The organism is Roseofilum sp. Guam, from assembly GCF_017746735.1.
Classification (GTDB): domain Bacteria; phylum Cyanobacteriota; class Cyanobacteriia; order Cyanobacteriales; family Desertifilaceae; genus Roseofilum; species Roseofilum reptotaenium.
On record NZ_JAGHZN010000036.1, the window covers coordinates 41,331 to 54,766 of the forward strand.

At 43.6% G+C, this 13,436-nt stretch carries 13 protein-coding genes and 1 pseudogene; 9 read left to right on the forward strand and 5 right to left on the reverse strand.

The window, feature by feature from the left end; translation table 11 throughout:
* Nucleotides 1-73: 73 nt before the first annotated feature.
* Nucleotides 74-1,795 carry an ABC transporter ATP-binding protein/permease gene (locus tag J7529_RS15195; RefSeq protein ID WP_318729681.1) on the forward strand — a complete coding sequence of 574 codons (1,722 nt, stop codon included), beginning with the start codon at nucleotides 74-76 and terminating at the stop codon, nucleotides 1,793-1,795.
* Nucleotides 1,796-2,087: 292 nt separating this feature from the next.
* A complete protein-coding gene (locus J7529_RS15200) occupies nucleotides 2,088-3,284 on the forward strand; it encodes an argininosuccinate synthase (RefSeq protein WP_318729682.1) in 1,197 nt (398 codons plus the stop codon).
* A 70-nt stretch (nucleotides 3,285-3,354) separates the two neighbouring features.
* Here J7529_RS15200 and J7529_RS15205 read toward each other — a convergent pair whose 3' ends face one another.
* Nucleotides 3,355-3,735: a hypothetical protein gene (locus tag J7529_RS15205; RefSeq protein ID WP_318729683.1), complete on the reverse strand. Its 381-nt coding sequence runs from the start codon at nucleotides 3,733-3,735 to the stop codon at nucleotides 3,355-3,357.
* A gap of 423 nt (nucleotides 3,736-4,158) precedes the next feature.
* On the opposite strand from J7529_RS15205, the pseudogene J7529_RS15210 reads away from it, so the two are divergent.
* The 4 genes and pseudogenes from J7529_RS15210 to aroQ form a co-directional block, all read left to right on the forward strand.
* Nucleotides 4,159-4,302, forward strand: a pseudogene (locus J7529_RS15210) (IS701 family transposase); the annotation flags it as partial.
* A 102-nt stretch (nucleotides 4,303-4,404) separates the two neighbouring features.
* Complete coding sequence (locus J7529_RS15215) at nucleotides 4,405-5,658, forward strand: competence/damage-inducible protein A (RefSeq protein WP_318729684.1); 1,254 nt, start codon at nucleotides 4,405-4,407, stop codon at nucleotides 5,656-5,658.
* A gap of 137 nt (nucleotides 5,659-5,795) precedes the next feature.
* A complete protein-coding gene (locus J7529_RS15220) occupies nucleotides 5,796-5,933 on the forward strand; it encodes a hypothetical protein (protein WP_271936943.1) in 138 nt (45 codons plus the stop codon).
* 29 nt (nucleotides 5,934-5,962) lie between these two features.
* Nucleotides 5,963-6,424 (forward strand): type II 3-dehydroquinate dehydratase, encoded by a 462-nt coding sequence (aroQ, locus tag J7529_RS15225; RefSeq protein ID WP_318700968.1) that lies wholly within the window; start codon nucleotides 5,963-5,965, stop codon nucleotides 6,422-6,424.
* Between the two features lie 87 nt (nucleotides 6,425-6,511).
* Here aroQ and J7529_RS15230 read toward each other — a convergent pair whose 3' ends face one another.
* Complete coding sequence (locus J7529_RS15230) at nucleotides 6,512-6,898, reverse strand: metal-sensing transcriptional repressor (protein ID WP_413038896.1); 387 nt, start codon at nucleotides 6,896-6,898, stop codon at nucleotides 6,512-6,514.
* Between the two features lie 71 nt (nucleotides 6,899-6,969).
* Between J7529_RS15230 and J7529_RS15235 the strand changes: the two genes are divergently transcribed.
* The 3 genes from J7529_RS15235 to J7529_RS15245 are packed head-to-tail and all read left to right on the forward strand — an operon-like array spanning nucleotide 6,970 to nucleotide 9,122.
* Nucleotides 6,970-7,530: a hypothetical protein gene (locus J7529_RS15235; protein WP_318729687.1), complete on the forward strand. Its 561-nt coding sequence runs from the start codon at nucleotides 6,970-6,972 to the stop codon at nucleotides 7,528-7,530.
* Nucleotides 7,531-7,532: 2 nt separating this feature from the next.
* Nucleotides 7,533-8,396, forward strand: a complete 864-nt coding sequence (locus tag J7529_RS15240; protein WP_318729689.1) for a sugar ABC transporter permease — start codon at nucleotides 7,533-7,535, stop codon at nucleotides 8,394-8,396.
* Nucleotides 8,397-8,450: 54 nt separating this feature from the next.
* A complete protein-coding gene (locus tag J7529_RS15245) occupies nucleotides 8,451-9,122 on the forward strand; it encodes a class I SAM-dependent methyltransferase (protein ID WP_318729691.1) in 672 nt (223 codons plus the stop codon).
* 29 nt (nucleotides 9,123-9,151) lie between these two features.
* On the opposite strand, the gene J7529_RS15250 is transcribed toward J7529_RS15245, so the two are convergent.
* The 3 genes from J7529_RS15250 to J7529_RS15260 form a co-directional block, all read right to left on the reverse strand.
* On the reverse strand, nucleotides 9,152-10,459 hold the full coding sequence (locus J7529_RS15250; protein ID WP_318729693.1) for a recombinase family protein: 1,308 nt from the start codon (nucleotides 10,457-10,459) through the stop codon (nucleotides 9,152-9,154).
* A 75-nt stretch (nucleotides 10,460-10,534) separates the two neighbouring features.
* Nucleotides 10,535-11,251 carry a COP23 domain-containing protein gene (locus J7529_RS15255; RefSeq protein WP_318729694.1) on the reverse strand — a complete coding sequence of 239 codons (717 nt, stop codon included), beginning with the start codon at nucleotides 11,249-11,251 and terminating at the stop codon, nucleotides 10,535-10,537.
* Between the two features lie 278 nt (nucleotides 11,252-11,529).
* Nucleotides 11,530-13,436, reverse strand: a 1,907-nt coding sequence (locus J7529_RS15260; RefSeq protein ID WP_318729696.1) for an ATP-binding protein, incomplete at its 5' end; no start/stop codon positions are given.

A 13,436-nucleotide genomic window follows, 5' to 3' on the forward strand; every position in this document is an offset into this window, starting at 1 on the left:
TTTTACCCTTTACTAGAACCGTCCGCAAAAAAGGCTATAATCCCAAAATATAGAACTATAGTGTAGGACTTATATGGAATGGATCGGGGCTAGATTTACTGCGTTTAAAAGCTTTTGGATAGTCGGTAAATTATATTGGTGGGAATCTCCAGACCGATGGGAAGGATATAGCTTGGTTATATTAATGCTTATTTTTCTCAGTCTAGATTCTTTTATGGCAGTCAATCAACTTAAACAGCAAGGAAACTTGATGACTGCATTGGTTGGTTTAGATGTTCCAAGTTTTTGGAGATCTATATTTTATTATATGCTTTTTTCAATGTTGTTAGCAATAATGATGGCGATTTGGAGGTATGTGGAAGATAAAGTTCGTTGGTATTCTAGAAGGTCATTAACTGATATTTATCTCAAAAAGTATTTTGAAGATATGAATTTTTATAGAATCAATGTTTTCACTGTAGAAATTGATAATCCGGATCAACGTATTGCTGAAGATATCAAAGATTTTTGCCATCGGTCTGTGACTGTATTTAGACAATTTACGCGATCATTCCTTAACTTGTTTGGATTTATTATTTTACTTTGGAATGTTTCTAAATTGTTGGTTATAGTGATAATAGTCTATTCTATTGGCGGCTTATTTATTACGGTTTTCGGTTTTGGAAGCATTTTGATTCCCATCAAAAAAGAACTCTTAAAAAGAGAAGCTGATTTTCGTTTTAGCTTAGTCCGAGTCAAGGAAAATTGCGAATCAATTGCATTTTATAATGGATTCACAAGAGAATACGAACAGCTAAAAATATTTTTCAATAAAGTCTTATCCACTTACGATCGAGTAATCAATTGGGAAAGGAATTTAGATATCTTTGAAAATCTCTATGAGTATATTACATGGGCTTTACCAGCATTGTTTATCGGCCCCAAAATTTTAAGAGGAGAACCAGGAATGGAAGTGGGAGCTTTACAAGAAGCATTAGGAGCTTTTAGAAGAGTCTTTAATTCTTTGAATGTGATCATTAGAATGTTTGAATTTCTGACCAATTTCATGGCAGGAATTGAACGTTTAGAAAGTTTTGCTAAAGCACTAGAAGAAAAAAGGGAACAAGCCATTGACCAAAATCCGAGAATTACGATGATTGAGGAATCGCAACTGAGCTTCAACCAGATTACTTTGCAAACTCCCAATTATCAAAGAACTTTAGTTAAAGACTTATCTTTGCAAGTCCCTAGCAGCCAAGGACTCTTAATTGTCGGTCCAAGCGGTTGTGGCAAGAGTTCTATTTTACGAGCAATTGCGGGTTTGTGGGATTCTGGAACCGGTATAATTTACCGCCCACCCTTAGAAGAAATTCTATTTTTACCCCAACGTCCTTATCTGATTTTAGGCTCTCTTCGCGATCAACTCCTCTATCCACGCACTGATCTGAATATTCCCGATCGCCAAATTTATCAAGTACTCAACCAGGTTAACCTACCTAACCTGGCTGAAAAATTGGATAATTTAGATCGGATTGAAGACTGGCATTCCATTTTGTCTATGGGAGAACAACAGCGCCTAGCTTTTGCCCGTTTGTTACTGACTCAACCCCGGTATGCTATGTTGGATGAAGCCACGAGCGCTCTAGATATCCACAATGAGCAAATTCTCTACAAACATTTAGAAGCTCTATCGACCACTTATATCAGTGTGGGACACCGCCCCACTTTGTTACATTATCATCACCAAGTTTTGGAAGTCATGAATGATGAGACTTGGCGACTCCGTTCAGTACAGGATTACCAGTTCAAAGATTAGGGGACAATGCTTTGCGCTAGGCAATAGGGAGTAAGATCGGAGGATGGGATTGCTCCTGGCTATAATGAAAGATCTCGAACAAGCTATCCATGCCGCTTTCCAATAGTTGTAAACACTATAGTACCCAGCGCTATAATAGCCCGGAGAGTCGTTAAGCTACACCGAGAGCCTTGAGCATTGACCCTGATAGGCTTGCCCACTCCATAACTCGTAATCAATTTTTAATTGTTAATTGTTAATTTTTAATTTTTAATTGAAAGAGCCGATTAATGTTTTTAGGGTAAATAAACCTATGGGTCGTGCCAAAAAAGTTGTCTTAGCCTATTCTGGAGGTGTAGATACCTCCGTTTGTATTCCCTACCTGATGAATGAATGGGGAGTGGAAGAAGTGATTACGTTGGCGGCGGATCTGGGTCAGGGGGATGAGTTGGAACCCATCCGCAAGAAAGCGCTTGATTCTGGAGCCAGTGTATCCTTGGTGGCTGATGTGACGGAAACCTTTGTGAAAGAGTATGGGTTTCCCGCCATTCAAGCCAATGCGTTGTATGAAAATCGCTATCCTTTATCGACGGCTTTAGCCCGGCCGTTGATTGCTAAACTGTTGGTGGAAGCAGCTCAGGAATATGGGGCAGATGCGATCGCCCACGGATGTACTGGTAAAGGGAATGACCAAGTGCGCTTTGACGTTGCGATTGGCGCACTCAACCCCAGTCTGAAAATCCTGGCTCCTGCACGGGAATGGGGCTTTTCCCGCGAACAAACCATTGAATACGGGGAAAAATACGGCATTCCTGCGCCCGTTACAAAGAAATCTCCCTATAGTATTGACCGTAACTTATTAGGAATGGCGATCGAAGCCGGCGTTCTGGAAGACCCCTATGCAGAGCCTCCAGAAGAAGTTTATCAAATGACCAAGGCGATCGCCGATACGCCCAATGAACCGGAATATATTGAGATTGGGTTTGAAAAAGGTCTACCCGTTTCCCTTAATGGTCAGGCGATCGACCCAGTGGCTTTAGTTACCCAACTCAATCAAATAACCGGAAACCACGGTATCGGTCGCATTGATATGATTGAAAACCGTCTCGTGGGGATTAAATCCAGGGAAATTTATGAAACCCCAGCTCTCTTAGTCCTCATCCAAGCACACCGGGATTTAGAAAGCTTAACCCTCACTGCTGATGTGACCCAATATAAGCGGGGAATTGAGCAAACCTACAGTCAATTAGTTTATAACGGACTCTGGTTCTCTCCTTTGAAGGGGGCGTTAGATGGTTTTATCGCCAATACTCAAGAACGAGTCACGGGTACAGTACGAGTAAAACTGTTCAAAGGTTCAGCCACGGTTGTCGGCCGCAAATCTGACAAGAGTCTCTATAGTCTAGACTGGGCTACGTACGGCGAAGAAGACGTATTTGACCATAAAGCGGCTGAAGGCTTCATCTATATTTGGGGACTCCCCACCCGGTTGTGGTCTCAGCAAACCTAGAGTGAGAAGTGGAGGGATAGGGGAACACGAAGATGGTCTGTTCCCTATTCCCTATTTCCTATTCCTATTCCTATTTTTTCGCTGTCCGAGCCATATCTAAAAAGCTTTTCATGTTGGCTCCAGGACGACGGCGGCTCATGCTTGTTCCTGTATTCATGTACTGGGTTGCAAACCCTCCTTCTACAACAGGTCGAGCTGGTTTTGCTGGAGCAACTGGTTTTGGTGCAGGAGTCGGTGCAGGGGGGGCTTCCTGTTTCACGACTTTCTGTTTTGCTTTGATGGAAGTTTTGGTTTTCTTCGGCGCTGGAGCAGGAGCTTCAGGAGCTGGGGCAGGAACTTCAGTAGCTGGGGCAGGAGTAGCTACCGGTTGAGCCTCCGTTTTTGGAGTCTCATCAAACTGAACTTGAAAGTTATCTTTTTTGCCACCGAGTAAATTTTTTAGAAATGCCATAGTTAAAAATACTCCTAAGAGTTCTAAGGGTTGATCGAGTAGATAGGGATTGGGGCTATCTATAGAGCATAAGCTTCATGAAGAATTTTAAGTTTTGTTGGCATCTAGGACAAGATTGATTAAATTTTATTTACAATTCTTTACAAAAGTCTCAATTAAGTTAAAATATCTATGAACTTTCGGCAATTTGGGGCGATCGCCCGTTACATTCGTTTATATTATCCTCAGTTGTGCATCAGCCCCTTACCCTTGAGATAAACTCACAAATACTTCACGCTTCATTAGACCTCTTGTATCATCCTCTTCTGTCACTTTCCGAGAACTAAGATACAATCAGATAGAAGGTCAATAAAGTAGTGGAGATTAACTCTCCTTAATCACTACATCGTTTTATAGTCAGTTCTCCTTGGGATGTCAAAGAATCGAATATTTACCAATGAAACATCAGAAGAGAGTTACATTAGAGAGATTATATTTGGTCACCGAAGGAGGAGAACGTATTGGCAAATAACTACAGATACTTCTACCCTACCAGAAAACTTAACTTCTTGGGTCATGATGAACATTATTACCTCCTAATTTTGTAATATAAATTACTCATTACTCATTACTCATTACCCATTTCTGAAATGATAAAATCAATCGGTATCTGAAACTTTATGTGCGTGTATGACAGCCGAAATTATTTGTGTGGGCACAGAGTTACTTCTGGGAGATATTCTCAATCGTAATGCCCAGTTTTTAGCTCAAGAGTTGGCGCAGTTGGGGATTCCCCATTACTATCAAACCGTGGTGGGGGATAATGTAGAGCGTCTGAAAAAGGCGATCGCCACCGCCCTCGATCGACAGTCCGAAATTATACTATTTACGGGAGGACTCGGCCCCACACCCGATGACCTCACCTGTGAAACTATTGCCTCCTTCTTTGAAACCCACTTAATTGAGCGCCCGGAAGTCATTGCCGACATTGAAGCCAAATATGCGCAACGGGGACGCACGATGAACCCCAGTAACCGCAAACAGGCGCTCACCCCAGAAGGAGCCATGATTTTGCCTAACCCCAGTGGAACTGCTCCGGGAATTATCTGGCATCCGCGTCCTCATTTAACCTTGATGACGTTTCCTGGAGTGCCCAGTGAAATGCATCGCATGTGGAAAGAAACAGCCGTTCCCTATCTCAAACAGCAGGGATGGGGCGAAAACATGATTTATAGCCGTACCCTGAAGTTTTGGGGAATTGGGGAATCGGCTTTAGTGGAAAAAATACCCGAAGTCTTTGAATATAAAAATCCGACAGTAGCGCCCTATGCAGGCAAAGGGTTGGTGAAGTTACGAATTTCCACTTGTGCCGCATCTGAACTAGAAGCACAAGGGCTGATTAATCCTGTAGAAAACCATATTCGAGCCATAGCCGGAGAATACTGCTTTGGCGTGGATGACCAAACCTTAGCAGATGTCGTCAGCAAGTTATTGTTAGAGTCTGGACAAACCTTAGCCGTCGCCGAATCTTGTACTGGGGGCGGCTTAGGGGCAGCAATTACGGCTGTACCGGGCAGTTCTGCCTACTTTAGGGGGGGAGTCATCGCCTATGATAATCAGGTCAAGATCGGCTTATTAGGGGTCAATCCGGATGATTTAGAAGCCTATGGTGCAGTCAGCGATCGCATCGCCGAACAAATGGCCACAGGTATTCAACAGAAATTAAACACTGATTGGGCCCTTAGTATCACGGGCATTGCCGGCCCCGGTGGAGGCACAACAGAAAAACCCATTGGCTTAGTTTACATCGGATTAGCGTCACCCAATGGAGAAGTAACCCATTATCGCCAGCAGTTAGCCAGTATACTAGATCGCTCTACCCTACGGGATTTTAGCCAATCTTGGGCCTTAGATCGGCTGCGGCAACACTTGCATAAATCTTAAACTTTTGAAAACTCATGACAACAAAGGTTGCCGATCTGTGATCATTCGTTATGATCGAAGAAAGGATTAAGCCTTTGATTGACTAACCCAGTTTGAATGTACTGGGCTAGAGTTCAGCAAAAGGAGCTTCATACTGAATGGACTATATCGACGAAATCTGGGAAAAAATCAAAGAATTGGCTCGTAAACTGATTGAAGCCCTCTTAGGGCCAGATATCCAGCCTGAACCAGAGCCGATTCCAATTCCCGTTAATGACCGCGAATCGAGACGATAAACTGTTCTATCAACTGAGGATATTAAAACTTGTTGAACGTTTTGGTATTGCACGGCCCTAACCTCAATCTATTGGGGCTGCGAGAACCAGGAATTTATGGTGCGACCACTCTAGCTGAGATTAATCAACAATTGAAAGAGGATGGCAAAACCCTTCAAGTGGAGGTAACCACCCTTCAATCCAATCATGAGGGAGAGTTAGTCGATGCCATCCATCAGGCAGTAGATCGCTATCAAGGCATTGTAATCAATGCGGGAGCTTATACTCATACCAGTGTAGCTCTGCGAGATGCGATCGCTGCCGTTTCCATTCCTACCGTCGAGGTTCACCTCAGCAACATTTACCGTCGCGAACCCTTCCGCCACCACTCCTATTTAGCACCAGTGGTTGTTGGGCAAATTAGCGGTTTCGGTCCAGAAAGCTACCGTTTAGGGTTAAAAGCCCTAGTCTCTCATCAAAATTTTGGGTCTCAAACCCCATCCTTATCGTGAGGTTTAGGCATTACCTTGCCTCCAGCTTGGTAAAGATGTCAACTTCAGCTAAAAGCTATTAACCCATAGCTTTTAGCTCTTTGTTCATCAAGCTTTCTTAGGCTTCTGCTTCTTCTTAGCCAAGGGCAAAAATCGATCTAGAGCAGCCTTAAGTTGATCCAGTTCGTCTTCAATATTTCCCTCACGAGCAGCTCGGCCAATACATTCAGTTAAATGTTCATCTAAAATAATTCGAGAAACTCGATCAATTGCCCCCCGTACTGCCGCCAGTTGGATCAACACATCAGGACAGGGGGTACTTTGTTGTACCATCCCTTTAATTCCTCGGACATGACCCTCAATTCGCGAGAGTTGATTGACAATTTGCCTCAAGGATTCTTCACTATGAACATGGGGATGTAGGGTATGGAGTTCATGGGGATGGTGATGATGGGGTAAAGACTCAGAAGGGTTAGGAGATGGGGAGTGGGTCATGGGATAAAGGTGAATATTGCCAGCCGTGATAACTTGGAGCATGATATTAATTGTAGAACACATTTGAGTTTATGACTCCTGAAGATATTAATAAAGTATTAGACGAGTTATTTGGTGACCAGATTACTGAGGTAAGTCCAGGTTCCTGGCAAATCAATCGGGAAAATTTACGATTATTAGTACTGCTCTCCGACGATGAATCTTGGGTCATGGGATTAGCACCGATGGCTCCAGTTGAAGAAGCCAAACCCTTTTTTGAAGACCTATTAGAGTCCAATTTTGAAGTCACCCAAGAAACTCGTTATGCTATCCATCAAGGGGTGATATGGGTGGTTTATCGCCATCAGCTAGAGGGATTAAAACCAGAACCCTTTGCTGAGGCTATTGGTCGGTTAACCCGCTTGCAAGAAGAAGGATTAACTCCTTATTTCCAATCCCAATTAGAACGACAATTACGGATGATTGTCGAAGCCTCCAAAGCCCAAGGACAAACCCTAGAAGGTACCCTGCAAACACTGCATCGATTTTATGAAGAAGGTATGATGGGAGAGTTATCGCAAAATGCCCAAGAACGGGAGCAAGTTCTAGCTGCTTGGAAAAAGCAACTTGAGCGCCTCTGGCCAGAGGTATAACTATGGATGCAATACGGCTGAAGAGATTAACTCCCTATTTGTTTTTGCTGCCTGCCCTACTGATTTTAAGCTTAACCGTATTTTGGCCCGCTTTGCAAGCCATTTACCTGAGTTTATTTAACTATGATTTAATCAGCCAACAAACTCAATGGATGGGTTTAAAAAACTTCCAGCGATTAGGCAGCGATCGCCTCTTTTGGCAAACGCTTAGAAATACGCTCCTATATCTGCTCTGTGTTGTCCCTTTACTGGTTATTCTTCCCCTAGGATTGGCCATTTTAGTCAATCAAAAAATTAAGGGTATCAGTGGATTTAGAGCCGCCTTCTATACCCCCGTAATTATTTCTATGGTCGTCGCCGGAATTGCCTGGCGATGGCTCTATGCTGAAAATGGTTTATTTAACCAAGTCTTAAGTTCTTTTAATCTACCCACGATTCCCTGGTTAACCAGTCCCCAATGGGCAATTTATAGTGTCATGGTCGTCACCATTTGGAAAGGACTGGGCTATTATATGGTCATCTATTTAGCGGGTCTACAAAGTATCCCCCAAGAACTCTACGAAGCTGCTGCCATTGATGGTTCAGATGGCATCATCAAGCATTGGGATATTACCTTACCATTGATGAAACCGTATTTGTTTTTAGTCGCCGTTATCTCCGCCATTTCAGCCACTAAAGTTTTTGAAGAAGTGTATATCATGACCCAAGGAGGGCCGAGAAACAGCTCTAAAACTTTGGTTTATTATGTTTATGAACAAGCCTTTCAGAAGTTGGAAATGAGCTATGCATGTACAATTGGGCTAGTCTTGTTTTTAGCGATCATGGGATTGTCTATTGTAAATTTAAGATTAAAACAAATTTCATAATGAACTCAGTTTTGTTATCATATCGATAATACTTGATTTCCCTTGAGTCTACCTATGGATTATTATCAGTTCCTAGAGCAACTCCCCTCCCTCTATGAAAATTGGGGAACCCACTCTATTCATCCTACATCTAACCGGTTTTATGAAGTTGGACAGTATCTGCGAGGTATGACAACCACCAATGTCATGCAGTTATTGAATTTTGCAGTATATTGTATGGAACCCGATGAAATTTACTGTGAAATTGGAAGTTATCAAGGAGCAACCCTTATTGGTGCGCTTCTAGATGCTCCAGATCGAATGGCCTATGCAGTCGATAATTTTTCTGAATTTGATCCAGAAGGTAAAAATCAACCCGCACTACAAGAGAATTTAGAACGATTTGGTTTAGAGAGTCAAGTGTGTTTCTGCTGCCAAGACTTTGAAGATTTTTTTGCCAATCTCAGAGAAGTAGAAACCGAAAACAAAATCGGTGTTTATCTTTATGATGGAGCGCATGACTATCGTTCCCAACTCATGGGCTTATTCCTTGTCCGTCCCTTTCTAGCTCCTAAAGCGATTCTGATTGTAGATGATGCGAATGAAAAAGAAGTTCAGCAAGCGAATTTAGATTTCGTTACTCTTAACCCCGAATGTAGTTTATTACTGGAATTACTGACTCCGGGCAATGGATATCCTACATTTTGGAATGGGATTCAGATTCTTAGTTGGGATAGTCAATCTTAACTTTTAGTAAGGGATAGCTAAACTAAGGATCAGAAGATAAAAATAAGTTTCACTGACCACTTGAAGGGAGAGGTATCGAAGGAGCGGATAATTTGAATTTGGCGGATGAATTCACGCAAGTAAAAGCGCCGTTCTGCTTCAGAAAGATCGAGCCAAAATTGGGGAATCGAAACCGCTTGGGCGACTGAGGTTAAATTAACCGGAGGAAGTGCGGCTAAATTGGCTTGTAGTTTGGAGAGTTCGCTACGGAGTTTATAGGCACGAAGATCGGCTGTTTCTGCATCAAGGATTCCGTTTTTTTTCAGTTCAGGTAATTGGTCTAAGATTTTTTGATTCTGGTTGATTTTTTGCTGAAGTTGTGATTCAATCTGTTCGAGATCGGGGAGAGTAAGTTTAGAAACGGCTGGCTGTAAGTCTTGGCAAATTTTGGTAATGGTTGCGTCTAAAACTTGTTCGTAGCGTAATCCTTTGCATTTAGGTTGTCGAGGGCAGTGAATGGGACGCAGATAGAGATATTCGCCAGGTTGACGATGACGGGTAACACGGGTAATTTTCATTCCGGATTGGCAGTTTTGACAAGAAACTAAGCCAGAGAGCGATCGCGGAGCGCTTGCCGAGCGAGGGGGAAGGCAACGATTCCGACGCAGGAGGCGATCGATTTGGGCGGCTTCTTCTCGTGAGAGAATAGGGGTATGAGTATCGGAAAGAATTTCGCCGTTTTTAAAGGCAGTGTCTCCTCGATAAACGGGATTGATGAGCCATCGTTTGCCGGTGGAGACAGAAATTGTTTTACGATATTTTTGATTCAGATAGCGAACGGCAGAACGAACCGATCCATAAAGGAGAAAATGGTCAAAAAAGTCTTTAACAACGGGGGCATAACTGCGGTCTAGACTATAGCTATTTTTGTTGCGTTTATAACCATAGGGTGCTTTTCCCGGTGGGGGTTTAGCTTGCAGACGATTTTGAGCGTGACCTTGGCGAATGTGGAGGCTGCGATAATAGGTTTGGACGTGATTAAAGAATTGGAGAATATCGCTATTTTCTGCTCTAGGTTGTTCTTCACCCTGAAGTGCAATTACCTGTACATTTTGAGTTTCTAAGCGCCCGAGAGCATGAGCCATCGTTTCTGCATTATCTCCCAGTTCTTCCAGTCGGCGAATGAGCAAGTAAATATCACCCGTTTCTTCCTCTGCTTCCAGGTCTTGAAATAGGGTTTTGAGTTCTTCTCTTCCCCCTAAATCTTGGTAGATGCGATCGACTTCCCATCCCCAAATACTGGATTCAGGGGGAGATTCGAGGATGGGATCACACCAAACATAGGCGAGAATTTTCATAGCGCTTCGCGCTGGGAATAGGGAATGGGGAATAGGGAATAGGAACAACCGGTTTTTCCCTTAAGAGTTCCCATTTTAACGCAGATGTTGGCCGGTTCCTCCATCGGCTGGATCGAGGAAGGGTCTGAGATCGATTCCATTGGATAGGGTACGCGGTTGAGGGGTTTCGGGTTGGGGTGTGGGAATGCGGTTGAGTCCGGATAGATCGCGGTTCGTCACTTGGCCCAGCAGATCTAACCAGTTGCTAGTGCTACGTCCTTCAGTAAAAGTGGTGACGGGGAGTGTATTTTGGCCGCTATCAGCGATCGCCAAATTCTCAAATACGCGATCGCGAATTAACCCTGGATCTCGTCCAGGAGGAACGGTGAGAACGATGCGACACCGATTATCTGCACGGGTAGTGACACAAACCGTATCATAACCATTCTCAAAACCCGTTTGTAATTCCAGCAATCCATCGGCGCGATAAAACTCCAGTCGTCTACTAATTTCTGTACATCGACGTTCTGGTGTCCATCCTCCTCCCAGTTCAATAGGAGTGGCCCAAGCATAAGATTGATTCGGTTGACTGGTGGGATGATACATTACCGTTGGTTGTCCCTGCTCAATTTCGCAAGTAAACCGGGGTTGAGTCTCTACCGGAATTCCATCCGTCGGAACACTAGAGGATGGTTCAGAGGGTGCAGGTTGAGTATCGACAGGAAAATCTCTCGGCCAGGTGGTTTGTGCCAGAGAGGGAGAGGCGAGAAGAACGACAGTAACACTTAGAAGCAAACTCAGATGAGGTTTCATGATTCGAGGTTTCTTTGAACAATGACTTCACTTAGTAATGACGGGAGAAAAATCAGTTATATCCCTCTTTTGTCATTCTTGTCAAAATGGGCTTGAAACCCTGATTCTTTCCTTAGCGATACAGTACCTTTCTGGGTTCAGGGATATCAAGACTCGGTTTGGCAATTCTCAATAGTGCTAGTTTGGTCAATTCCAGGCTATAGCAGAGAAAGGAAGAGTTAGGACATTGCCGATTGGCTCAAACACTCATCTAACTGTCCTAAGCAACTCCTTCTCTTCTATAACTCAATGGGAATCTCAATGACAAACTCCGTTCCTTTTTTCAGCTCAGAGAAACAGTACAACTGTCCCTTATGCTGCTCGGTGACAATTTGGTAACTGGTGGATAAACCCAGACCGGTTCCCTTACCGACAGGTTTGGTGGTGAAAAACGGGTCAAATATACGCTGGCGAATGCTATCACTGATTCCTGGCCCGTTGTCTGCAATGCGAATCTTGATTTTTTGTGTATCAGTCCCCTCAGTGCTAATGCGAATTTCTCTTGTTTTAGAAGACACCTGAGAACTGCAAGATTCTAGGGCATCGATCGCATTGGTGATAATATTGAGAAACACTTGATTGAGTTGACTGGCGTAGCAGTTGATTCGAGGAAGCTTCGCATACTCTTTAGTGATTTTAATTTCCTTTCGCTTCTCAGTAGAACTGAGGCGATGCTGTAAAATCATCAGGGTATTATCCAATCCTTCATGGACATCTATTCGTTTGATTCCTGACTCATCCAAACGAGAGAAATTACGCAATCCCAAAATAATATGGCGAATGCGATCGCTCCCTGTCTCCATAGAAAAGAGAATGTTATTCATGTCTTCCTTAACAAAATCCAAATCGCTGTCCTCTAGCTTTTCTGCGAGGGTCACACTTGTATCAGGAAATTCTTGTTGGTAAAGTTCAACCAGCTCTAATAAGGTGTGGAAATGATCGCGTGAGTAAATAATATTGCCCGAGATAAAGCTGATAGGATTGTTAATTTCATGGGCAATTCCCGCCACCATTTGCCCCAAGCTAGACATTTTTTCGCTCTGGATTAACTGAAGTTGAGTCCTTTGCAATTGCTCCAGAGTGGTTTGCAAGTGCCGGTTTTTGTCGTGGAGTTCCTGAGTTCGGTGCTCCACCTGGGCTTCTAGGGTATGGCTATATTCTTCTAAGCGATGATAGAGTCGGGCATTTTCGATGGAAATCGCTGCTTGAGCGCTGATTTCCAGATAGAGAATACCAATAAGTTTGCCTTGGTTGAGAATAGGAGTGCACAAGAAACTGTTGGGCTGCCCTTGAAGTAGATAAGAGTCGGCTGCAAACTGAGTATCGCTAGAAAAGTTGTTGACAATAATTGGTTTTTGGGTACGTTTGACCTTATTAATCACGCTTGTTGGCAAGGCACAATCATCTGATGCTTCGTTCAAACGCAACTCATAGTTTTCTCCCGAACATCGGGCTACCACTTGCCAACCTTCTGGTTGACTTAAAAGCAGAATGCCACTATCAGCTCCAGCATTTTCCAGCGCTGCCTTCATCAGAGCTAAAACCAGTTTGTCCAACTGAATTTCACTTGACAGGGACTGAGATGCCTTCATCGCCGTTGCCCAATCCAGCATCAAGCCCGTTGTACTGCTACTCGAACTAACCGTTTGTGTCAACGTCGAAGTAACACTTTGATCGCTCTCAAGTATTTCCGCCGGTTGCCCAATTCGCGAGAGCAGTTGGGGATATTTTTCTTCCAGTTGGTTCGTTTTAGCTTTTGCACCCCATCGGGCATAGCAGTAGTAGGCATCGTTTATATAGGCCCGGGCAATTTTTTCTTTGCCCCAGTCGAGGTAGAATTGAGCCGCCAGTTCATTAGCGAGAGCTTCTTCTTGGATGTACTTACTGGCCTTTGCTTCAGCGATCGCGCGATCATAAAGTTCCATCACTTCCATTTGCTTACCCGCCACTCGCGCCCGTTCAGCTTCGACGAGTAAATATTTGTGTAGAAAGTTTTCCGGACAGCTATCAGCGAAACGTTTGATCTTGACTTGATTACTTTCGATTTTCGATTTCTCCTCTTCGGACAAATCGCCATCGCGTCTCAACCAGTTCAAAGAACTGTAGTAGTAATATCCCGAAGCGGTTGTAAAAGACTCGCAAGCCA